Below are 18,872 nucleotides of genomic sequence, written 5' to 3' on the forward strand. Positions count from 1 at the left end.
CCGGCGTGGTGGCCAACATCATCGAGTAGGGAGGGGCGCGCGCCGCGCCGGGCGGACCTGCGGGTCCCATGGTCCGATGCGGATGACACGAGGATGGGAACGGCCGGCTGCTGGTTTTGCGCGTCCGGTCCCATCCTTGCCCCAAGACCGGCCGTGATCCGACCCCAGGTCGGGTGGTCCGGTGGTAGCAGTTCCGGACGGCGGACCCCACGCCGCGCCGGGTTTGGTCAGAGCACCGAAAGAAACAGGACCCGTTCTTTTTTCTTTTCGTGTTCTTCTTGAAGCGTTCGGCGAACCCCCGGGGGGTCACGGGAAGGCGCCGGACAGACAGGGGCCGGACGTTCGCCGGTTCCGCCGGTGCCGCTGTGCGGGCCGGTTCGAAGGCGTCATTGCACTGGATCAGACTTGGGTCGGACCATAACCATGATGGACAGTCAAAATATCCGTATTCGCCTGAAGGCGTTCGATCATCGCGTGCTGGACCAGTCCACGCGCGAGATCGTGGGCACGGCGAAGCGGACCGGGGCACAGGTGCGCGGGCCGATCCCGCTGCCGACACGGATCGAGAAGTTCACGCTCAACCGCTCGCCGCACATCGACAAGAAGTCGCGCGAGCAGTTCGAGATCCGCACTCACAAGCGCCTGCTGGACATCGTCGATCCGACGCCGCAGACGGTGGATGCCTTGATGAAGCTGGATCTGGCGGCCGGCGTGGACGTGGAGATCAAGCTCTAGGCGCGGGCACGTCCCGTCGCGGTGGGGTGTTCGCCGGTCGGCAACCCGTGGGGTCCGGTCGGGGTCGCCCCATGGCTCTCCCGTCGGTCCGTTCCGCGCGGGCGACGGCGCGAGACACTCCCGCGACATGACGCGACACGACATGACGCGACGCGAAACGGTCCCCCGTGAATCGCCAAGATCCACCTCCGGCAGGGGATGGATCCAGGATTGAGGAAGAAGACAATGCGTTCCGGTCTGATAGCCCAGAAAGTCGGGATGACCCGGCTGTTCGACGCCGAGGGCGTGCACGTGCCGGTCACCGTGCTGCGGGTCGAGGACTGCCACGTGGTGGCCAACCGCACCCGCGATAAGGACGGGTATGTGGCGGTGCAGCTCGGCGCCGGCCGCGCCAAGGTGAAGAACACCTCCAAGGCCATGCGCGGCCACTTCGCCAAGGCCCGGGTCGAACCGAAGAAGCACCTGGTCGAGTTCCGCGTCTCCGACGACTGCCTGGTGCCGCCGGGTACCGAGCTGTCGGCGGGACACTTCGTGGCCGGCCAGTATGTCGACGTGGTCGGCACCAGCATCGGCAAGGGCTTCGCTGGCGCCATGAAGCGGCACAACTTCCGCGGCCTGGAGATGACGCACGGCGTGTCCATCAACCACCGCTCGCTGGGCTCCACCGGCCAGTGCCAGGACCCCGGCAAGGTGTTCAAGGGCAAGAAGATGGCCGGCCACATGGGCTTCGAGCGGGTGACCGTGCAGAGCCTGGAGGTGGTGACCGTCGACGAGGATCGCGGCTTGGTCATGGTGCGCGGCGCGGTGCCTGGGGCCAAGGGCGGCTGGGTCGAGATTTCCGACGCCCTGAAGAAGGCGCTGCCGGACGGCGTGCCCACGCCGGCCGGCATCAAGGCCGAGGCGGCGCCGGAAGAAACAGCCGTCGAGGATGCGCCCGTCGAGGACGCGCCCGCCGAGGATGCGCCCGCCGAGGATGCGCCCGCCGAGGATGCACAGGTGAGCGACGGCGACGACGCCGGCAAGGAGAGCTGAGGGTCATGAAGCACGACGTCATCACGCTGGACAATCAGCCGGCCGGCAGCGTCGACCTCGACGAAGCCGTCTTCGGCGTGCCGGTGCGCCGCGATATCCTGTATCGCGTGGTGCGCTGGCAACTGGCCAAGCGCCAGGCCGGCACCCACAAGACCAAGGGCATCAGCGAAATCAGCGGCACGACGGCCAAACCCTTCAAGCAGAAGGGCACGGGCCGCGCCCGCCAGGGTTCGCGCCGGGCCACCCAGTGGCGCGGCGGCCAGACGGTGTTCGGTCCGGTGGTGCGCTCGCACGCGCATGACCTGCCCAAGAAGGTGCGAGCCCTGGGGCTGAAGACGGCGCTGTCGGCCAAGCTGGCGGACAACAAGCTGGTGGTGCTGGACGCCGCCACCTCCGAGACCGGCAAGACCAAGGATTTGGCCGCGCGGCTGGCCGCTCTGGGCTGGAGCAGCGCTTTGGTGATCGACGGTCCGGAGCCGAACGAGAACTTCTCGCGCGCCGCGCGCAACATCGTTGGCATCGACGTGCTGCCGCAGCAGGGCGCCAACGTGCACGACATCCTGCGCCGCGACACCCTGGTCCTGACCAAGGACGCGCTGACCCATCTGCAGGAGCGCCTGAAATGAGCAAGGCGGCGACAACCATCGACAAGGCGCGGATGTACGACATCATCCGCGCGCCGGTGATCACCGAAAAGGCGACCATGGGCGCGGAGTTCAATCAGGTCACCTTCAAGGTGCCGCTGGATGCCACCAAGCCGGAGATCAAGCAGGCGATCGAGGGCGTGTTCGACGTCAAGGTCACGGCGGTGAACACCCTGATCCAGAAGGGCAAGGTGAAGCGCTTCCGGGGCACGATCGGCAAGCGGTCGGACGTCAAGAAGGCGATCGTGACGCTGGCCGAGGGCCATTCCATCGACATCGGCGTGGGAGTCTGATCCGATGGCGCTGAAACAGTTCAATCCGGTCACCCCGGGAATGCGCAACCTGGTCCTGGTGGACCGCAGCGAGTTGCACAAGGGCAAGCCGGTCAAGGGCCTGACCGAGGGTCTGACGAAGTCGGGCGGGCGCAACAACCAGGGGCGCACGACCGCCTGGAACCGGGGTGGCGGCCACAAACGGCGCTACCGTATGGTCGACTTCAAGCGGCGCAAGGTTGGCGTACCGGCGACCGTCGAGCGGTTGGAATACGATCCGAACCGCACGGCCTTCATCGCCCTGATCCGCTACGCCGACGACGAGCTGGCCTACATCCTGGCGCCGCAGCGTCTGGCGGTGGGCGATACGGTGATCTCCGACACCCAGGCCGACATCAAGCCGGGCAACGCCATGCCGCTGCGGTCCATGCCGGTGGGCACCATTGTCCACAACGTCGAGCTGAAGGCCGGCAAGGGGGGGCAGATGGCGCGCTCCGCCGGCTGCTACGCCCAGTTGATCGGCAAGGACCAGGGCTACGCTCAGCTGCGCCTGTCGTCGGGTGAACTGCGGCTGGTGCGGGGCGAGTGCATGGCCACCGTCGGCGCCGTGTCCAACCCGGACAACACCAACCAGAAGCTCGGCAAGGCCGGCCGCAAGCGCTGGATGGGCAAGCGTCCGCATGTGCGCGGCGTCGTCATGAACCCGGTCGATCACCCGCACGGCGGCGGCGAGGGCCGCACCTCGGGTGGCCGTCATCCGGTGACTCCGTGGGGCAAGCCGACCAAGGGCAAGCGGACCCGCAACAACAAGCAGACGGATCGGCTGATCATGCGCAGCCGCCATCAGGCGAAGAAGAAGTAAAGGAGGCCGCTCGTGACACGTTCCGTTTGGAAAGGTCCGTTTGTCGACGGCTACCTTCTCAAGAAGGCCGAGGCGGCCCGCGCCTCGACCCGCAACGAGGTGATCAAAACCTGGTCGCGCCGCTCGACCATCCTGCCGCAGTTCGTTGGCCTCACGTTCGGGGTCTACAACGGGCAGAAGTTCGTGCCGGTGCTGGTGACCGAAAACATGGTGGGGCATAAACTCGGCGAGTTCTCGCCGACCCGCACCTATTACGGACACGCCGCCGATAAGAAGGCGAAAAGGAAGTAACCATGGGCAAGATATCCGCCGCGCGTCGTCTTGACGACACAGAGGCCCAGGCGGTCTCGCACATGATCCGCACCAGCCCGCGCAAGCTGAACCTGGTGGCCGCGTCTATTCGCGGAATGCCAGTCGATCGCGCGCTGGCGGAGTTGTCCTTCTCGAAGCGCCGCATCGCCGTCGAGGTCAAGAAGGTTTTGGAATCGGCCATCGCCAATGCCGAGAACAACCACGATCTCGACGTCGATCAGTTGGTCGTCAAGGAGGCCTTCGTGGGCAAGGCGTTGGTCATGAAGCGCTGGCACGCGCGGGCGCGCGGCCGCGTGGGCAAGATCATCAAGCCGTGGGCGAACCTGACCATCGTGGTGCGTGAGCGCGAGGAGTTGGCATAATGGGACAGAAGGTCAATCCGGTCGGGCTGCGCCTGGGCATCAACCGCACCTGGGACTCGCGCTGGTATTCCGACCATGACTACGCCTCGTTGCTGCACGAGGACCTGATGATCCGCAACTACCTCAAGAAGCGCCTGACGCAGGCCGGGGTGTCGCGCATCATCATCGAGCGGCCGGCCAAGAAGGCGCGCATCACCATCCACACGGCGCGTCCGGGCGTGGTGATCGGCAAGAAGGGCCAGGACATCGAGAAGCTGCGCCAGAAAATGCAGCAGATGACCGGCAACGAGGTGCACCTGAACATCGTCGAGATCCGCAAGCCGGAGCTGGATGCGCAGTTGGTCGCCGAGAACATCGCCCAGCAGCTGGAACGCCGCGTGGCGTTCCGCCGCGCCATGAAGCGCGCGGTGCAGAACGCCATGCGCCTGGGCGCGCTGGGCATCCGGATCAACTGTGGCGGCCGTCTGGGCGGCGCCGAGATCGCGCGGACCGAGTGGTATCGCGAGGGCCGGGTGCCCCTGCATACGTTGCGCGCCGACGTCGACTACGGCACCGCGACCGGCAAGACGACCTACGGCAGCTGCGGCGTCAAGGTGTGGATCTTCAAGGGCGAGATCCTGGAGCACGACCCCATGGCCCAGGACAAGCGGCGCGGCGACACGCCGCGCTGAGGGCGGGGTGCCCGCCCGGTCTTGGGTTGAAGGAGCGATAGGAAATGCTGAGTCCGAAACGAACAAAGTTTCGCAAGTTTCACAAGGGCCGCATCAAGGGCGAGGCCAAGGGCGGCACGGCGCTGAACTTCGGCGCCTACGGCCTGAAGTGCCTGGAGCCGGAGCGCATCACCGCGCGCCAGATCGAGGCCGCGCGCCGCTCCATCACGCGCTACATGAAGCGCCAGGGGCGGCTCTGGATCCGGATCTTCCCGGACGTGGCGGTGTCGAAGAAGCCGGCCGAGGTGCGCATGGGCTCCGGTAAGGGCTCGCCCGAGTACTGGGTGGCCAAGGTCAAGCCCGGCCGCATCATGTTCGAGCTGGACGGCGTCTCCGAGGAGGTCGCCCGTCGGGCGTTCGAGCTGGCCTCAGCCAAGCTGCCGGTGAAGACCAAGTTCGTCGCGCGGATCGGGGAGTAGGGAACCATGGCCAAGGTCAAGGGAACGAGCGCCGAGGATTTGCGGCAGATGAGCCCGGATCAGCTTCGCGACAAGCTCGTCGAGTTGAAGAAGGAGCAGTTCAACCTGCGCTTTCAGGCCGCGTCGGGGCAACTGGCCGACACGGCTCATGTCCGCAAGGTGCGCCGTGACGTGGCGCGCATCAAGACCATCCAGGCCGCGAAGGCCCGCGCCGCCGGCGCCCAGGCGTAGGGAGACCAGGACACATGCCGAGGCGGATCCTTCAGGGTGTGGTCGTCAGCGACAAGAACGACAAGACCATCGTCGTCAAGGTCGAGCGTCGCTTCATGCACCCGGTCTACAAGAAGTTCATCCGGCGATCGAAGAAGTTCGCCGCGCACGACGAAGCCAACCAGTGCAAGGTCGGCGACATCGTGCGGATTCGGGAATGCGCCCCCATTTCGCGGCGCAAGACCTGGGAAGTCGTGCAAGACTCCCCCGTGGAATAGGACGCGCCGCAAGGTGTGTAACCGTTTCGCGGACACTTTTAGGGAATACTGACCATGATTCAGATGCAGACCAACCTGGACGTCGCCGACAATTCCGGCGCCCGCCGGGTGATGTGCGTCAAGGTCCTGGGCGGATCGAAACGCATGACGGCAAGCGTGGGCGACGTCATCGTGGTCTCGGTCAAGGAGGCCATTCCGCGCGGCCGCGTCAAGAAGGGCGACGTGCACCGCGCGGTCATCGTTCGCACGGCCAAGGAAATCCGGCGGCCGGACGGCTCGGCGATCCGCTTTGACAGCAACGCCGCCGTTCTGCTGAACAAGCAGAACGAGCCCATCGGCACGCGTATCTTTGGCCCGGTGACTCGCGAGCTGCGCGCGAAGAAGTTCATGAAGATCATTTCGCTCGCGCCGGAGGTGTTGTAATGGCCGCCAAGATCAAGAAGGGCGACAAGGTCGTGGTCATGTCCGGCCGCGACAAGGGGCGCCGCGGCGAAGTGCTGAAGGCGCTGCCGGCCGAGAGCCGGGTGATCGTGCAGGGTGTCAACATGGTCAAGCGCCACACGCGCCAGACCCAGACCAACCAGGGTGGCATCATCGAGAAGGAGGCGCCGATTCACGTCTCCAACGTGATGATCGAGGACCCGAAGGACTACGAACCGACCCGCGTCGGCTTCAAGGTGCTTGAGGATGGCCGCAAGGTGCGCTTCGCACGGCGCTCCGGCGAGGTCATTGATGTCTGAGGAGGCGACGATGACCGCACGGCTGAAAGAGCATTACGACACCGTGGTTCGCGAGGCGTTGACGAGCAAGCACGGCTACAAGAATCGGTTCGAGGTGCCGCGCCTCGACAAGATCGTCATCAACATGGGCGTCGGCGAGGCCTCGCAGGACCGCAAGCTGATCGAGGGCGCGGTCAAGGACCTGACGGCGATCGCCGGCCAGAAGCCGATCATCACCCGCGCCAAAAAGTCGATCGCCCAGTTCAAGGTGCGCGACGGCATGGTCGTGGGCTGCAAGGTGACGCTGCGGCGCGAGCGCATGTACGAGTTCCTGGACCGCCTGGTCAACATCGCGCTGCCGCGCGTGCGTGACTTCCGTGGGATTCCGGCGAACGGCTTCGACGGGGCCGGGAACTACAACATGGGCCTGAAGGAACAGATCGTCTTTCCCGAGATCAACTACGATCAAGTGGACAAGATGCGGGGCATGAACATCACGATCTGCACCACGGCCAAGACGAACGACGAGGCACGAACCCTTCTGGAAGGGTTCAACATGCCCTTCCAGAAATAGGCGCTTGGAGACGAATACCATGGCGAAAGTAAGTGCCGTCGAGCGCAACAAGAAGCGCGAGCGCATGGTCAAGGCCAAGGCCGCCAAGCGCGCGGAGTTGAAGGCCATCATCAAGAACCAGGAGGCCTCGCCCGAGGACCGGTTCGAGGCGGTCATGAAGCTGTCAAAGCTGCCGCGCAACTCGTCGAAGGTGCGCATCAAGAACCGCTGTGAACTGACCGGGCGGCCGCATTCGGTCTACCGCAAGTTCCGTCTGGGCCGTGTCATGCTGCGGGATCTGGCCTCGCAGGGGCAGATTCCCGGCATGGTCAAGTCGAGTTGGTGAGGAAGGTGGCCCATGGCTCTGAGTGATCCTTTGGGTGACATGCTCACCCGCATCCGCAACGGACAGCAGGCGCGCAAGGCGACAGTGAACGCCCCGGCCTCGAAGCTGCGGGAAAATGTGCTGGACGTGCTCCAGCGCGAGGGCTTCATCCGCGGCTATTCGCGGGCGAACGTCCGCAAGGGCGTGGACGAACTGGTGGTCGAGCTGAAGTACCACGAGGGCTCGCCGGCGATCCGCACGATCGCCCGGGTCTCGCGGCCCGGCCGGCGCGTCTATTCGAAAATCAAGGACCTGCCCAAGGTCTACAACGGCCTGGGGATTTCCATCCTCTCCACGCCGCGCGGCGTCATGAGTGATGCCGAGGCGCGCGCGGCGAACGTGGGTGGCGAAGTCCTCTGCAAAGTGTTTTAGGCGAGGGGGACGAACCCATGTCACGTGTCGGAAAATATCCCGTCGCCGTACCGAAGGGCGTGACCGTGACGGTCACGAACAACGTGGTGACGGCCAAGGGCAAGCTTGGCGAGATGACCTATCGCTGCTCGGACGAGGTGGAAACCACGCTCGAGGACGACCGGATCGTCGTCAAGCCCAAGAGCGACCACAAGCAGTCCCGTATGCACTGGGGCACCACCCGGGCACAGATCAACAATGTGCTCAAGGGTGTCGGCGAGGGCTTTACCAAAAAGCTCGAACTGGTCGGTGTCGGCTACAAGGCCCAGGTGCAGGGCAAGAACGTGGTTCTGTCGCTGGGCTACAGCCACGACATCATCTATCCGATCCCGGACGATTTGAAGATCGTCGCGCCGGCGCCCACCCAGGTGGAGATCTCCGGGGCCTCGAAGCAGCGGGTCGGCCAGGTTGCCTCGGAGTTGCGCGGCTTCCGTCCGCCGGAGCCCTACAAGGGCAAGGGCGTGAAGTACGCGGACGAGCGCATCCTGCGCAAGGAAGGCAAGAAGAAGTAAGGCGGGGATACGGGTTATGACGTCAGCGAAGAAGCTGTTCGAGCGTCGGCGCGGCCGGGTCCGCTACGCGCTCCGCAAGAAGGCCCGGGGCCGTCCCCGTTTGTCGGTGTTCCGGTCCTCGAAGCATATCTATGCCCAGGTGATCGACGACATCGCCGGCCAGACCATCGCCGCCGCGTCCAGCGTTGAAAAGGACGTACGCGCCAGCCTGAAGACCGGGGCCGACAAGGCCGCGGCCGAGGCGGTGGGCAAGCTGCTGGCGGAACGGGCGGTGGCCAAGGGCGTGGGCTCGGTGGTCTTCGACCGCGGTGGCTATCTGTACCATGGCCGTGTCAAGGCCCTGGCGGATGCCGCCCGCGAAGGCGGCCTGCAGTTCTGAACACCGAGGGTCGAGGGAAAGGTCAAAACGATATGGCACGCAATCCCAACGAACGGGGCGGTGGCGGAGACCGCGAACGCGGCGATCGCGACCGCGGGCGGCAGCGCGGTGGCGGAGACCGCGACCGTGATCGCCGCGAGGATCGCGACGACGAGTTCAAGGACAAACTGGTCCACATCAACCGCGTGGCCAAGGTGGTCAAGGGCGGCCGGCGCTTTGCGTTCGCGGCGCTGGTGGTGGTCGGCGACGGCAAGGGCCGCGTCGGCTTCGGCACCGGCAAGGCGCGTGAGGTGCCGGAGGCCATCCGCAAGGCCACCGATCAGGCCAAGCGCACCATGATCCGCGTGCCCCTGCGCGAGGGGCGCACGCTGCACCACGACATCAAGGGCCACTTTGGCGCTGGGCGCGTCACCCTGCGCGCCGCTCCGGCCGGCACCGGCATCATCGCCGGCGGGCCGATGCGCGCGGTGTTCGAAACCATGGGCGTGCAGGACGTGGTGGGCAAGTGCAACGGCACCACCAACCCGTACAACATGGTCAAGGCGACCTTCGACGCCCTGCGCAATTCGTACTCGCCGCGCCAGGTGGCGGCGCGCCGGGGCAAGAAGGTGGGCGACATCATCGGCCGTCGCGAGGGCGGGCCTTCGCCGGCCCAGGCCGCCGCCGCCGCGCAGGCGGCGGAGCCGGACGCGGCGTCCGCGGCCGCTGCTACGGAGTAAGGAACGATGGCCAACGAGACCGCCGCGCCCGCCGGTGCCCAGGTCCGGGTGACCCAGGTGCGCAGCCCCATCGGCCGCAAGGCCGACCAGCGCGCCACCCTGATCGGGCTGGGCCTGAACAAGATGCACCGCTCGCGCGTTTTGGCGGACACACCGTCTGTGCGCGGCTTGATCCGCAAGGTCGAGCACCTGCTGAAGGTGGAGCCGGTCTGATCGGACCGGCCCCATTCGCGCGACCGTTTGCGAGAGGGATTCTGCGACCATGAAACTGAACGACCTGCGTGACAATCCGGGCGCGACCAAGACGCGCAAGCGGATCGGTCGCGGCATCGGCTCCGGCACCGGCAAGACCTCTGGAAAGGGGCAGAAGGGGCAGAAGTCGCGCACCGGTGTCTCCATCAAGGGCTTCGAGGGCGGCCAGATGCCGCTCTACCGGCGCCTGCCGAAGCGTGGCTTCACCAACGCCCGGTTCAAAAAGACGTTCTCCGAGGTCAACCTCGGCCGCCTCCAAAAAGCCATCGACGCCGGCAAACTGGACGCCAGCCAGCCGATCGACGAGGCCAAGCTGGTCGAGGCCGGTTTGGTTGGCCGGGTGCTGGACGGCGTGCGCCTCCTGGCCGATGGCGACTTGACCAGCGCCGTGACGATCACCGTCACCGGCGCGTCGGCCAAGGCGCGCGAGGTGGTCGAGGCGAAGGGCGGGACGGTGACCGTGACCGGCCTGACCGGTCCGGCCCCGGCGGAGGCGTAATCCGGCGGCGGCGCGTCGTGTCGGGGGCCGGGGGTCCGGGTCCCGCCGGGGCTTGCGCCGCCGGCCCGAAGCGGGTGTAATCCCCGCCCTCACGCATCAGGCATGGACAGGGCGCGGGTCGGGCAGGGACCGGCGCAGGGTCGCGCCGCCCGCGGATTTGGGAGAAGAACATGGCGTCCGCCGCCGAACAACTCGCCGCCAATCTGAACTTTGGGGTCCTCGCGAAGGCCACCGAACTGCAGAAGCGCATCTGGTTCACGCTGGGTGCGCTCATCGTTTATCGGCTGGGAACCTACATTCCGCTGCCCGGTATCGATCCGGCGGGGCTGGAGGCGTTCTTCGAGCAGCAGGGCGGCGGCATCCTCGGCATGTTCGACATGTTCGCCGGCGGCGCGTTGTCGCGCATGACCATTTTCGCGCTGAACATCATGCCGTACATCTCGGCGTCCATCATCATGCAGTTGATGACGGCGATCAGTCCGAGCATGGAACAGCTCAAGAAGGAAGGCGAATCGGGGCGCAAGAAGATCAACCAATACACGCGCTACCTGACAGTCTTCATCACCGCGTTGCAGGCCTATGGCGTGGCCATCGGCCTGGAAAGCGCCTCGTCCGGCGGCGTGGCGGCGGTCATCGACCCCGGGTGGTTCTTCCGCTTCACCACCGTGATCACCCTGGTGGGCGGCACGCTGTTCCTGATGTGGCTGGGCGAGCAGATCACGGCGCGCGGCGTCGGCAACGGGATCTCGCTGATCATCTTCGCGGGCATCGTGGCCAACCTGCCGTTGGCCCTGGCCAGTACCCTGGAACTGGGCCGCACGGGCGCCCTGTCGGCGGTGGTCATCGTCGGCCTGCTGGTGATGGCCGTGGCCGTGATCGCGTTCATCGTGTTCATCGAGCGGGCTCAGCGGCGCATCCTGGTGCAGTATCCAAAGCGCCAGCGCGGCAACAAGATGTTCGGCGGCGAGAGTTCGCACCTGCCGCTGAAGATCAACACGCCTGGCGTGATCCCGCCCATCTTCGCCAGCTCGCTGCTTCTGCTGCCCGTGACCATCGCCAACTTCGGCGGCGCGACCGGGGGCGGGGCGGCCGCCAACACCGCCGCCGCCGAGACGGACGCGGGCGGCGCGGCCGGCGAAGGCTGGATGGGCGTGCTCAATCAGGTCATGGAGACGGCCGGGTCCTTCGTGACGGATCTGCTGCCCCTGCTTGGCCACGGCCAGCCCCTGTACATGGCGCTCTACGCCGGCCTCATCATCTTCTTCGCGTTCTTCTACACGGCGGTCGTCTTCAATCCGGAGGATACCGCCGATAACCTGAAGAAGTACGGCGGCTTCGTGCCGGGCATCCGGCCGGGCAAGAACACGGCGGAGTACCTGGACTACGTGCTGACGCGGTTGACGGCGGTGGGGGCGTTGTACCTGGTGGCGATCTCCGTCATGCCTGAATATCTGATCGCCGAGGTGGGCGTGCCGTTCTACTTCGGCGGCACCAGCCTGCTGATCGTGGTGACCGTCACCATGGACACGGTGGCGCAGATCCAGAGTCACCTGTTGGCCCATCAGTACGAGGGCCTGATCAAGAAATCCAAGTTGAGAGGGAAACGGGGATGAGCGAGGCGCGTCGGATCGTCCTGTTGGGCCCGCCGGGCGGAGGCAAGGGGACCCAGGCGAAGCGGTTGGAGACCAAGCACGGGTGGTGTCAGCTCTCGACCGGAGACATCCTGCGCAAGGCCATCGCCGACGGCACGCCCCTGGGCCAGCGTGTGAAGGCCATCCTTGATGCCGGCAAGCTGGTCTCCGACGACGAGATCATGGGGGTGATCGGCGAACGGCTGGAACAGCCCGATTGCGCCGCCAACGGTTTCATTCTGGATGGGGTGCCGCGCACGCTCGGTCAGGCCGAGGCGCTGGAACGCCTCCTGGCCGAGAAGGGCACGCCCCTGGACGCGGTCGTCGAGGTGCGGGTGCCGGACGAGATGCTGATGGAACGGATCACCGGCCGGTTCTTCTGTGCCGCGTGCAAGGCCAACTACCACGACAGTTTCCACCGCCCGAAGGTGGAAGGCGTGTGCGATCATTGCGGCAGCACGGAGTTCATTCGCCGGTCAGACGACTCGCCAGAGACGGTCAAGGATCGGCTCGCGTCCTACCACGAACAGACGGAACCGTTGCTTCCGTTTTACGAGGAACGCGGGCTCCTGAAGCTGGTCGACGGGACCCGGAGCATGGACGAGGTGACCGCCGAGATGGAGCGGGTCCTGGGTGTGTAGGTCGGGGCCTGTAGACTCGGGCGCGTCCGGCGTGACTCAGTGGTTGACAGGGGGCTTCGGCTTTCTATAATGCGCGCCCTTGGCGGTTGCCGTTGCCCCGGGACAGTCTTTGTTGTTTTCGGCCCCACCATTGACGGGCGGGGCCGGGCTTTCGTTTGTTGGATTGAGGAGAGCGGACCTTGGCACGAATTGCGGGTGTGAATGTTCCGAGCGGAAAGCCCGTCGGCGTCGCGTTGACGTACATTTACGGGATCGGCCGCACCAAGGCCAGCCAGATTTGTACAAGCCTGGGGGTCGACTGGGGGCGTCGGGTCAACGATCTGGGCGAGGATGAGATCCAGCGCATCCGTGAGCTGATCGACAACGACTACAAGGTCGAGGGCGACCTGCGGCGCGAGACGGCCATGAACATCAAGCGGTTGATGGACCTGGGCTGCTATCGCGGCCTGCGTCACCGCAAGGGGCTGCCGGTGCGGGGCCAGCGCACGCACACCAACGCGCGCACGCGTAAAGGCCCGGCCAAGCCGATCGCCGGCAAGAAGAAGTAGAAGTAAGAACCCGTCATTGGGGGCGGCATCCGGGGCGGCTTCGCGGTCGGCTTGGACCGTCTGGCGGGCATTCGCGGTGGCCTTACTGGCGTCCGGCGGATGACGCGCCACGTGGCCAGCCCCCGCGTTTTTAGCACTCCCCATCGCACGTCGTTAGCGACGCATCCGAAGACAGGACAGGGTCATGGCCAAACCAGCAGCGAGGCCGAAGCGCCGCGAACGGAAGAACATCACCTCCGGCATCGCGCACGTGAACGCCAGCTTCAACAACACCAAAGTCACCATCACGGACGTTCAGGGCAATGCCATTTCCTGGTCGTCGTCCGGCTCCCAGGGCTTCAAGGGGTCGCGCAAGTCGACGCCGTACGCCGCCCAGGTGGCCGCCGAGGATGCCGGCCGCAAGGCCCAGGAACACGGCATGAAGACCCTTGAGGTCCAGGTCAAGGGGCCGGGATCGGGCCGCGAATCGGCCTTGCGCGCCCTGCAGGCCGTGGGCTTCACGGTGTCCGCCATTCGTGACGTGACGCCGATTCCGCACAACGGGTGCCGCCCGCGCAAGCGGCGTCGCGTCTAGGCTTCGGACCACCGGGATCAGGGGCCGCGCGCCCGTCCGCGCGTGCCGGCCTTCGCGATGCGGGATCCCGCCGCAGGTCCGGCGCGGATCCCGTCCGATGTGCATTCGGGTCTCGGCCGTCCCGTGTCGCCCCGGAGAACGCCGCCCCGCCCCGCCGCCCCAAGGGTGTCCGCCGTCGCGCATCCGCCTTTGCCCGCTCACTCCGCTCGCAGGAAACCGCCATGTCGTTGATCCAGAAAAACTGGCAGGAGTTGATCAAGCCCAACAAGCTCAACGTCCAGCCGGGGGCCGATCCGCGCCGCCTCGCCACGGTCGTGGCCGAGCCGCTGGAACGCGGGTTCGGCATCACCCTGGGCAGCGCGTTGCGTCGCGTGCTCCTGTCCTCGCTGCAGGGGGCGGCCGTGACGGCCATCCAGATCGAGGGCGTGCTGCACGAGTTCTCGTCGATCCCCGGCGTGCGCGAGGACGTCACCGACGTCATCCTGAACATCAAGGCCATCGCCGTGCGGATGCAGGTCGAAGGCGCGCGCCGCATGTCCCTGAAGGCCACCGGCCCGGGGCCCGTCACCGCCGGCCAGATCGAGACCAGCGCCGACATCGACATCATGAACCCCGACCTGGTGATCTGCCACCTGGACGAGGGCGCCACCCTGACGATGGAACTGACGGTCAGCACCGGCAAGGGCTATGTGCCCGGGCCGATGAACCGGCCGGAGGACTCGCCGATCGGCCTGATTCCCATCGACGCGATCTTCAGTCCGGTGCGCCGGGTCTCCTACAAGGTCGAGAACACCCGCGTCGGTCAGGTGACCGACTTCGACAAGCTGTCGATGCAGGTCGAGACCGACGGCTCCATCGCCCCCGACGACGCCGTGGCGCTGGCGGCGCGGATCCTTCAGGACCAGTTGCAGCTCTTCATCAACTTCGACGAGCCGCAGATGGCGCCGATGGAGCGCGAGGACGAGGATCTGCCGTTCAACAAGAACCTGTTGCGCAAGGTCGACGAGCTGGAACTGTCGGTGCGCTCGGCCAACTGCCTGAAGAACGACAACATCATCTACATCGGCGATCTGGTGCAGAAGACCGAGGCGGAGATGCTGCGGACCCCGAACTTCGGCCGCAAGTCGCTGAACGAGATCAAGGAGGTGCTCTCCCAGATGGGCCTGCACCTGGGCATGGAAATCCCCAACTGGCCGCCGGAGAACATCGAGGACCTGGCGAAGAAGCTGGAAGAGCCGTACTGATTTCAGGTTCGCTTTTAGGCCCACCCCGGGCCACCCCCGCCAAGTCATCGCGCCGCGCCGGTTCCCCTGGGCGGCGGGTGGTGGCGGGTCCCGTGATCCGCTTCGCGCGCGAAGCCCAGACGTGAAAGGAGCCGCCCCATGCGACACGGCATGGCGCACCGCAAGTTCAGCCGCACCAAGAGCCACCGCAAGGCGATGTTCGCCAACATGGCCCTGTCGCTGCTCAAGCACGAGCAGATCACGACCACGCTGCCCAAGGCCAAGGAACTGCGGCCGGTGGCCGAAAAGCTCATCACGCTGGGCAAGCGCGGCGACCTGCACGCCCGCCGGCAGGCGTTTTCCGCCATCCGCGACGAGGCGGTGGTGGCCAAACTGTTCTCGACCCTGGCCGATCGCTACAAGTCCCGCCCGGGCGGCTACACCCGCGTGCTGAAGGCCGGCTTCCGCTACGGCGACGCGGCCCCCATGGCGGTTATCGAACTGGTGGACCGTGATCCCGACGCCAAGGCGACCGACGCCGGCCCGACCTGGGAAAACCGCGGCCAGGACGACGACGAGGAGTGAGACTCCAGCGCCGGTGCGGCACTGTTGCCGCGCCGGTGCCTCTGTGCGAGGAACCGAAACGAAGGGGCCGCCTTGGCGAGAGGCGGCCCTTTCTTTCTTGCGTCTGTCCCAAAAATAGGGGTCGAACGGCGGCACCTATCGTTTCCCGAGCGGGCACCTCCACCATCTGGTGGAGGCAGCGTAGGGGCGCAGCCTGGGTCGTTTCGGTATCGAGCCTGCCAGGGTCCACCGAAAGGATGGTTTGCATAAAATCCACCCAAAGGCGGATTGAGGGCAGGGCGTGTCTCTGGTAGTTGTTGAATCTGAATACAGCCAAAGTTTCTGGGTGTGCGTCTGGCCAAACCGGCGACGGGCGCATCTCACCTGAATGGCCCGATGTGCGGCGGTGCGTTGGGACGGCGTTCGGAAGACGAGACGGGGTCCAATGCCGACGGTGGCAAGGTTGGGCCGTACGCATGAAAACGGGGAGCAGTAACATGAAAACCATGGTGGGATTGATGGCCGGTGCGGCCATGCTTGCGGGCGCATCCGTTGCCAACGCGGCGATGATCGACTTGGGCGATGCCAGCTTCAGCGGGCTGCATGGGTTGGAATCGGGCAGTGTTATTCTTGGCGATGGCGTCACATTGACCGTTACAGCGAAGTCTTCTTGGGATTTTATTCCGGGTTGGGGTCCCGTTGAACCGACGATCGATCATACTTCTGAGGGGTTGGGGGTGCTCAACAACGCATGGGAGGACCCGCAGGTTGATGGAGAATGGTCCAACGATTCCTTGCTTTTCGAGTTCAGCCGGGCTGTGAATCTTATCAACGTATGGTTCACGGCGAATAACGAAGAGTCGTGCTTCTGGTTTTTCTGCTCCGATGAGACGAACGACGATTGGAATATCTATGTGAATGACGTGCTTGTAGCGGTGGATGATCCCCAAAACCCGTTTCCGTTTGGTAACGATGGAATTGGTGCGATCCGTTTCGAAGCGTTGGCCGACGGCGCGAGCGACGACTGGCGCGTGAGTCAGATCGAGTACGAGGTGCCCGCCGTCCCCCTTCCCGCCGCCGTGTGGTTCATGCTGACGGCGCTGGGCGGCTTGGCGGGTAGCCGGTGGCTCAAGAAGGGCGCCAAGGCGGCCGCCGCCTGAAGGCGGGGTTTCCTTCGAGGCCGTTGTCCACGATGAGTGCACGATGACCGACGGGCGGGTCCGGGATGACGGATCCGCCCGGTGCGTGTCGCCCCTGCCAACGCGTCACTGTCGTCCCGACGGCTTGATCGGGATGCGCAGGCGGGGGCCGTCGGTACCACCCGACTCGCGACCGAACGGCCCCACCTCGCCGCGCTCCAGCCGCGCCAGCATGTCCGCCGCCTGGGCTACCCCATCCGCCCGCGCCTGCAGCAGCCACGCCCGCGCGGCGTCCGGGTCGGCCGGCGTGCCGCGTCCCTCGGCGACGAAGGCCCCGACCTTGTAGGCGGCCCAGGCGTTGCCCGCCCGCGCGCCCCGGTGATACAGCGCTAGCGCCCTGGCCTCGTCCTTCGGCACACCCAGCCCGCGTTCGTACAGGCTGGCGATGGCGCCGGGGGCGGCATCCACGCCGTGGGCGGCGGCGCGCTGGTACCAGGCGAGCGCCACGGCCGGATCGCCCGGCTGTCCCGCCGCGCCGCGCTCCGCCGCTTTGCCCGCCTCGTACAGCGCCCAGGTATGACCGCCCGCCGCCGCCGTGCGAAAATGGGCGAACGCTTGGCGCAGCGTGTCCGGCCCGGCTCGGTCCTCCGCCAGCAGCATCTTCCCCAGGGCGGTGTGCGCCTGGGCGACGCCACGCGCGGCGGCCTCGCGGTACCAGTGCCAGGCCCGCGCCGGGTCCGGCGCCACCGGATCCGCGCCGCGCTCGTACAGCCGGCCCAGCTCCAACGCCGCCCAACCGTGCCCGGCCGCCGCCGCCGCGCGGAACAGCGCCACCGCCGCGACCGGGTCGGGCGGGCCGCCATGACCCCGCAGCACCATGCGGGCGAGGTCTTTGGTCGCCTGCGCCGCCGCCTTTCCCGAGCCGGTCGCCCGCACATGCTGTAACCAGGATCGCGCCGTGGCGTGATCGGCTGGCAGCACGCTCGGCAGACCGTCCCGCGCCAGCCGGGCCAGTTGCATCGCCGCCGGCGCGTGCGTGGCGGCCACCTCGCCGAGCAAGGACAGCGCCCGCCGCGCCGACGCCCCGTCGCCGCGCGCCAGCAGCAGGCGCGCGCCCTCGACCGCCGCGTGCGCGTGGCCGCGCGCGGCGGCCTCGACGAACCAGGCCAGCGCCTCGTCGGCGCGTCCCTGGTGCTCCAGCAGGCGCCCCATGTAGCGCGTGGCCTCGCCGTTGCCGGCCTCGGCGGCGGTGCGCAGATGGGCCACCGCCGCCGCCGGATCGGGCGCAACACCGTCCGCCCCCTCGGCCAGCAGCTTGCCCAGGGCGGTGTGGGCGGTGATGCGGCCGGCGTCGGCGGCGTCCTCCAGCAACCGGCGGGCGCGGCGGGGGTCGTGGGGCAGGGCGTCGTCGGCGTCCAGTAATGCCCGTGCTACCGTGACCTTGACGTGCGCCGGGGCCTCCGTTTCGATCCGCTCCAGCAGGGCCAGCCCGGCGGCCCGGTCGACCGGCCCGCCGTCGCCCAAGATCCGCATCCGCGCCAAGGGGAGCGCGGCGCGGTATTCGCCGGCCTCCATCGCCGCCGTCAGAAGATGGGTGGCCCGGCCCGGATCACGCGCCATGTGCCGCCCGTCGATCAGGGCTTCGCCCAGGCGGAACTGGGCCACCGGCTCGTCCTCGGCGACGGCCTGTTCGAGCAACGCCAAGCCCTCGGCGCGGGCACCCGCGTGGCCGTCCTCGGCGCGGTCGAGCAGTAGCGTCCCCAGGTCGGCGCGCGCCCGGCCAATGTCCGCCGCCACCGCCCGGCGCAGGAAGGGTTCGGCCGCCGCCGGGTCCTTGTCCAGGCCACCCCAGCCGTACAGCAGGCTCATGCCGACATAATGCGCCGCGGGGGCGAATCCGTCGGCCGCCGCCTGCCGCGCCAGGGCCAACGCTTTTTCCTGGTCGCGGGGACCGAGGGTGTCCGAGCCGTACAGGTGGGCGAGCTGGAATTGGGCCTTGGTGTGGCCGGCCGCCGCCGCTTGCGCCCAGGCCTCAAATGCCGCCTCGGGCTGGCCTTCGAGATTGCGCCGCGCGCCCTCGATGTAGCGGTGGTCTGCCAGTCCGCGCGCCAGGAAGCCATCGGCCGGGACGGCGCAGGCGGCCAACAGACCACACAGGGACAGTATGGTCCCGGGCAAGGCCCGAAAGCGCCACCAAGAATAGGGCAGGTTCCATCCGCGCATGTCGATCGCCCACGAGAACCGCAACAATACTTGCATTGAATGTGTGCACTCAATCAAAATATCA

The 18,872-nt window shown here is 66.8% G+C and carries 29 protein-coding genes; 28 read left to right on the forward strand and 1 reads right to left on the reverse strand.

Features of this window, described 5'->3' with window-relative positions; genetic code table 11:
• Nucleotides 1–426: 426 nt before the first annotated feature.
• The 28 genes from rpsJ to Q0309_RS04765 all read left to right on the forward strand — a co-directional run bounded on the left by rpsJ (nt 427) and on the right by Q0309_RS04765 (nt 16,606).
• Nucleotides 427–735: a 30S ribosomal protein S10 gene (gene rpsJ / locus Q0309_RS04630; RefSeq protein ID WP_184433970.1), complete on the forward strand. Its 309-nt coding sequence runs from the start codon at nt 427–429 to the stop codon at nt 733–735.
• Between the two features lie 225 nt (nt 736–960).
• Nucleotides 961–1,767, forward strand: coding sequence for a 50S ribosomal protein L3 (gene rplC / locus Q0309_RS04635; protein ID WP_299437963.1), 807 nt, complete (start codon nt 961–963; stop codon nt 1,765–1,767).
• 5 nt (nt 1,768–1,772) lie between these two features.
• A complete protein-coding gene (gene rplD, locus Q0309_RS04640) occupies nt 1,773–2,393 on the forward strand; it encodes a 50S ribosomal protein L4 (RefSeq protein ID WP_299437965.1) in 621 nt (206 codons plus the stop codon).
• Nucleotides 2,390–2,704: a 50S ribosomal protein L23 gene (locus Q0309_RS04645; protein ID WP_299437967.1), complete on the forward strand. Its 315-nt coding sequence runs from the start codon at nt 2,390–2,392 to the stop codon at nt 2,702–2,704. The genes rplD and Q0309_RS04645 overlap by 4 nt, the downstream gene beginning before the upstream one ends.
• A 4-nt stretch (nt 2,705–2,708) precedes the next feature.
• Entirely contained in the window at nt 2,709–3,545 is an 837-nt protein-coding gene (gene rplB, locus Q0309_RS04650; protein ID WP_299437969.1) for a 50S ribosomal protein L2, read from the forward strand.
• A gap of 12 nt (nt 3,546–3,557) precedes the next feature.
• Nucleotides 3,558–3,836: a 30S ribosomal protein S19 gene (gene rpsS / locus Q0309_RS04655; protein WP_299437971.1), complete on the forward strand. Its 279-nt coding sequence runs from the start codon at nt 3,558–3,560 to the stop codon at nt 3,834–3,836.
• A gap of 2 nt (nt 3,837–3,838) precedes the next feature.
• A complete protein-coding gene (gene rplV / locus Q0309_RS04660; RefSeq protein ID WP_299437973.1) occupies nt 3,839–4,219 on the forward strand; it encodes a 50S ribosomal protein L22 in 381 nt (126 codons plus the stop codon).
• A complete protein-coding gene (gene rpsC / locus Q0309_RS04665) occupies nt 4,219–4,890 on the forward strand; it encodes a 30S ribosomal protein S3 (protein ID WP_299437975.1) in 672 nt (223 codons plus the stop codon). Before rplV ends, rpsC begins: the two co-directional genes overlap by 1 nt.
• A gap of 44 nt (nt 4,891–4,934) precedes the next feature.
• Nucleotides 4,935–5,348: a 50S ribosomal protein L16 gene (rplP, locus tag Q0309_RS04670; protein ID WP_299437977.1), complete on the forward strand. Its 414-nt coding sequence runs from the start codon at nt 4,935–4,937 to the stop codon at nt 5,346–5,348.
• A gap of 6 nt (nt 5,349–5,354) precedes the next feature.
• Nucleotides 5,355–5,579 (forward strand): 50S ribosomal protein L29, encoded by a 225-nt coding sequence (rpmC, locus tag Q0309_RS04675; protein ID WP_299437979.1) that lies wholly within the window; start codon nt 5,355–5,357, stop codon nt 5,577–5,579.
• A 14-nt stretch (nt 5,580–5,593) separates the two neighbouring features.
• A complete protein-coding gene (gene rpsQ, locus Q0309_RS04680) occupies nt 5,594–5,836 on the forward strand; it encodes a 30S ribosomal protein S17 (RefSeq protein WP_299437981.1) in 243 nt (80 codons plus the stop codon).
• A gap of 54 nt (nt 5,837–5,890) precedes the next feature.
• Nucleotides 5,891–6,259, forward strand: coding sequence for a 50S ribosomal protein L14 (rplN, locus tag Q0309_RS04685; RefSeq protein WP_299437983.1), 369 nt, complete (start codon nt 5,891–5,893; stop codon nt 6,257–6,259).
• Nucleotides 6,259–6,576, forward strand: a complete 318-nt coding sequence (gene rplX, locus Q0309_RS04690) for a 50S ribosomal protein L24 (protein ID WP_299437985.1) — start codon at nt 6,259–6,261, stop codon at nt 6,574–6,576. Before rplN ends, rplX begins: the two co-directional genes overlap by 1 nt.
• A gap of 10 nt (nt 6,577–6,586) precedes the next feature.
• A complete protein-coding gene (gene rplE / locus Q0309_RS04695; RefSeq protein WP_299437987.1) occupies nt 6,587–7,129 on the forward strand; it encodes a 50S ribosomal protein L5 in 543 nt (180 codons plus the stop codon).
• A 19-nt stretch (nt 7,130–7,148) separates the two neighbouring features.
• Entirely contained in the window at nt 7,149–7,454 is a 306-nt protein-coding gene (gene rpsN, locus Q0309_RS04700; RefSeq protein WP_299437989.1) for a 30S ribosomal protein S14, read from the forward strand.
• Between the two features lie 12 nt (nt 7,455–7,466).
• Nucleotides 7,467–7,865: a 30S ribosomal protein S8 gene (gene rpsH, locus Q0309_RS04705; RefSeq protein WP_092780554.1), complete on the forward strand. Its 399-nt coding sequence runs from the start codon at nt 7,467–7,469 to the stop codon at nt 7,863–7,865.
• Between the two features lie 17 nt (nt 7,866–7,882).
• Entirely contained in the window at nt 7,883–8,416 is a 534-nt protein-coding gene (rplF, locus tag Q0309_RS04710) for a 50S ribosomal protein L6 (RefSeq protein WP_299437996.1), read from the forward strand.
• 16 nt (nt 8,417–8,432) lie between these two features.
• On the forward strand, nt 8,433–8,795 hold the full coding sequence (gene rplR, locus Q0309_RS04715; RefSeq protein ID WP_299437998.1) for a 50S ribosomal protein L18: 363 nt from the start codon (nt 8,433–8,435) through the stop codon (nt 8,793–8,795).
• Nucleotides 8,796–8,827: 32 nt separating this feature from the next.
• Nucleotides 8,828–9,514 (forward strand): 30S ribosomal protein S5, encoded by a 687-nt coding sequence (rpsE, locus tag Q0309_RS04720; RefSeq protein WP_299438000.1) that lies wholly within the window; start codon nt 8,828–8,830, stop codon nt 9,512–9,514.
• Nucleotides 9,515–9,520: 6 nt separating this feature from the next.
• Nucleotides 9,521–9,727, forward strand: coding sequence for a 50S ribosomal protein L30 (gene rpmD / locus Q0309_RS04725; protein WP_299438002.1), 207 nt, complete (start codon nt 9,521–9,523; stop codon nt 9,725–9,727).
• 49 nt (nt 9,728–9,776) lie between these two features.
• Complete coding sequence (gene rplO / locus Q0309_RS04730; RefSeq protein ID WP_299438004.1) at nt 9,777–10,265, forward strand: 50S ribosomal protein L15; 489 nt, start codon at nt 9,777–9,779, stop codon at nt 10,263–10,265.
• Between the two features lie 170 nt (nt 10,266–10,435).
• On the forward strand, nt 10,436–11,878 hold the full coding sequence (secY, locus tag Q0309_RS04735) for a preprotein translocase subunit SecY (protein ID WP_299438006.1): 1,443 nt from the start codon (nt 10,436–10,438) through the stop codon (nt 11,876–11,878).
• On the forward strand, nt 11,875–12,537 hold the full coding sequence (locus tag Q0309_RS04740) for an adenylate kinase (RefSeq protein WP_299438008.1): 663 nt from the start codon (nt 11,875–11,877) through the stop codon (nt 12,535–12,537). Before secY ends, Q0309_RS04740 begins: the two co-directional genes overlap by 4 nt.
• Before the next feature lie 179 nt (nt 12,538–12,716).
• Nucleotides 12,717–13,085, forward strand: coding sequence for a 30S ribosomal protein S13 (rpsM, locus tag Q0309_RS04745; protein WP_299438010.1), 369 nt, complete (start codon nt 12,717–12,719; stop codon nt 13,083–13,085).
• 184 nt (nt 13,086–13,269) lie between these two features.
• Entirely contained in the window at nt 13,270–13,659 is a 390-nt protein-coding gene (gene rpsK / locus Q0309_RS04750) for a 30S ribosomal protein S11 (RefSeq protein WP_299438012.1), read from the forward strand.
• A 227-nt stretch (nt 13,660–13,886) separates the two neighbouring features.
• Entirely contained in the window at nt 13,887–14,903 is a 1,017-nt protein-coding gene (locus tag Q0309_RS04755; RefSeq protein WP_299438031.1) for a DNA-directed RNA polymerase subunit alpha, read from the forward strand.
• Between the two features lie 138 nt (nt 14,904–15,041).
• On the forward strand, nt 15,042–15,467 hold the full coding sequence (gene rplQ, locus Q0309_RS04760; RefSeq protein WP_299438015.1) for a 50S ribosomal protein L17: 426 nt from the start codon (nt 15,042–15,044) through the stop codon (nt 15,465–15,467).
• 476 nt (nt 15,468–15,943) lie between these two features.
• Nucleotides 15,944–16,606, forward strand: coding sequence for a VPLPA-CTERM sorting domain-containing protein (locus Q0309_RS04765; RefSeq protein WP_299438017.1), 663 nt, complete (start codon nt 15,944–15,946; stop codon nt 16,604–16,606).
• Nucleotides 16,607–16,711: 105 nt separating this feature from the next.
• Here Q0309_RS04765 and Q0309_RS04770 read toward each other — a convergent pair whose 3' ends face one another.
• Complete coding sequence (locus Q0309_RS04770; protein ID WP_299438019.1) at nt 16,712–18,844, reverse strand: tetratricopeptide repeat protein; 2,133 nt, start codon at nt 18,842–18,844, stop codon at nt 16,712–16,714.
• Nucleotides 18,845–18,872 lie beyond the last annotated feature (28 nt).

Origin of the sequence: uncultured Rhodospira sp., assembly GCF_937138205.1 — a bacterium.
GTDB lineage: Bacteria > Pseudomonadota > Alphaproteobacteria > Rhodospirillales > Rhodospirillaceae > Rhodospira.

Bases quoted from the DNA above. Each gene is read 5' to 3' on its own strand.
- rpsJ (WP_184433970.1), top strand. From the start codon at position 427: ATGGACAGTCAAAATATCCGTATTCGCCTGAAGGCGTTCGATCATCGC.
- rplC (WP_299437963.1), top strand. From the start codon at position 961: ATGCGTTCCGGTCTGATAGCCCAGAAAGTCGGGATGACCCGGCTGTTC.
- rplD (WP_299437965.1), top strand. From the start codon at position 1,773: ATGAAGCACGACGTCATCACGCTGGACAATCAGCCGGCCGGCAGCGTC.
- Q0309_RS04645 (WP_299437967.1), top strand. From the start codon at position 2,390: ATGAGCAAGGCGGCGACAACCATCGACAAGGCGCGGATGTACGACATC.
- rplB (WP_299437969.1), top strand. From the start codon at position 2,709: ATGGCGCTGAAACAGTTCAATCCGGTCACCCCGGGAATGCGCAACCTG.
- rplV (WP_299437973.1), top strand. From the start codon at position 3,839: ATGGGCAAGATATCCGCCGCGCGTCGTCTTGACGACACAGAGGCCCAG.
- rpsC (WP_299437975.1), top strand. From the start codon at position 4,219: ATGGGACAGAAGGTCAATCCGGTCGGGCTGCGCCTGGGCATCAACCGC.
- rplP (WP_299437977.1), top strand. From the start codon at position 4,935: ATGCTGAGTCCGAAACGAACAAAGTTTCGCAAGTTTCACAAGGGCCGC.
- rpmC (WP_299437979.1), top strand. From the start codon at position 5,355: ATGGCCAAGGTCAAGGGAACGAGCGCCGAGGATTTGCGGCAGATGAGC.
- rpsQ (WP_299437981.1), top strand. From the start codon at position 5,594: ATGCCGAGGCGGATCCTTCAGGGTGTGGTCGTCAGCGACAAGAACGAC.
- rplN (WP_299437983.1), top strand. From the start codon at position 5,891: ATGATTCAGATGCAGACCAACCTGGACGTCGCCGACAATTCCGGCGCC.
- rplX (WP_299437985.1), top strand. From the start codon at position 6,259: ATGGCCGCCAAGATCAAGAAGGGCGACAAGGTCGTGGTCATGTCCGGC.
- rplE (WP_299437987.1), top strand. From the start codon at position 6,587: ATGACCGCACGGCTGAAAGAGCATTACGACACCGTGGTTCGCGAGGCG.
- rpsN (WP_299437989.1), top strand. From the start codon at position 7,149: ATGGCGAAAGTAAGTGCCGTCGAGCGCAACAAGAAGCGCGAGCGCATG.
- rpsH (WP_092780554.1), top strand. From the start codon at position 7,467: ATGGCTCTGAGTGATCCTTTGGGTGACATGCTCACCCGCATCCGCAAC.
- rplF (WP_299437996.1), top strand. From the start codon at position 7,883: ATGTCACGTGTCGGAAAATATCCCGTCGCCGTACCGAAGGGCGTGACC.
- rplR (WP_299437998.1), top strand. From the start codon at position 8,433: ATGACGTCAGCGAAGAAGCTGTTCGAGCGTCGGCGCGGCCGGGTCCGC.
- rpsE (WP_299438000.1), top strand. From the start codon at position 8,828: ATGGCACGCAATCCCAACGAACGGGGCGGTGGCGGAGACCGCGAACGC.
- rpmD (WP_299438002.1), top strand. From the start codon at position 9,521: ATGGCCAACGAGACCGCCGCGCCCGCCGGTGCCCAGGTCCGGGTGACC.
- rplO (WP_299438004.1), top strand. From the start codon at position 9,777: ATGAAACTGAACGACCTGCGTGACAATCCGGGCGCGACCAAGACGCGC.
- secY (WP_299438006.1), top strand. From the start codon at position 10,436: ATGGCGTCCGCCGCCGAACAACTCGCCGCCAATCTGAACTTTGGGGTC.
- Q0309_RS04740 (WP_299438008.1), top strand. From the start codon at position 11,875: ATGAGCGAGGCGCGTCGGATCGTCCTGTTGGGCCCGCCGGGCGGAGGC.
- rpsK (WP_299438012.1), top strand. From the start codon at position 13,270: ATGGCCAAACCAGCAGCGAGGCCGAAGCGCCGCGAACGGAAGAACATC.
- rplQ (WP_299438015.1), top strand. From the start codon at position 15,042: ATGCGACACGGCATGGCGCACCGCAAGTTCAGCCGCACCAAGAGCCAC.
- Q0309_RS04765 (WP_299438017.1), top strand. From the start codon at position 15,944: ATGAAAACCATGGTGGGATTGATGGCCGGTGCGGCCATGCTTGCGGGC.
- Q0309_RS04770 (WP_299438019.1), bottom strand. From the start codon at position 18,844: ATGCAAGTATTGTTGCGGTTCTCGTGGGCGATCGACATGCGCGGATGG.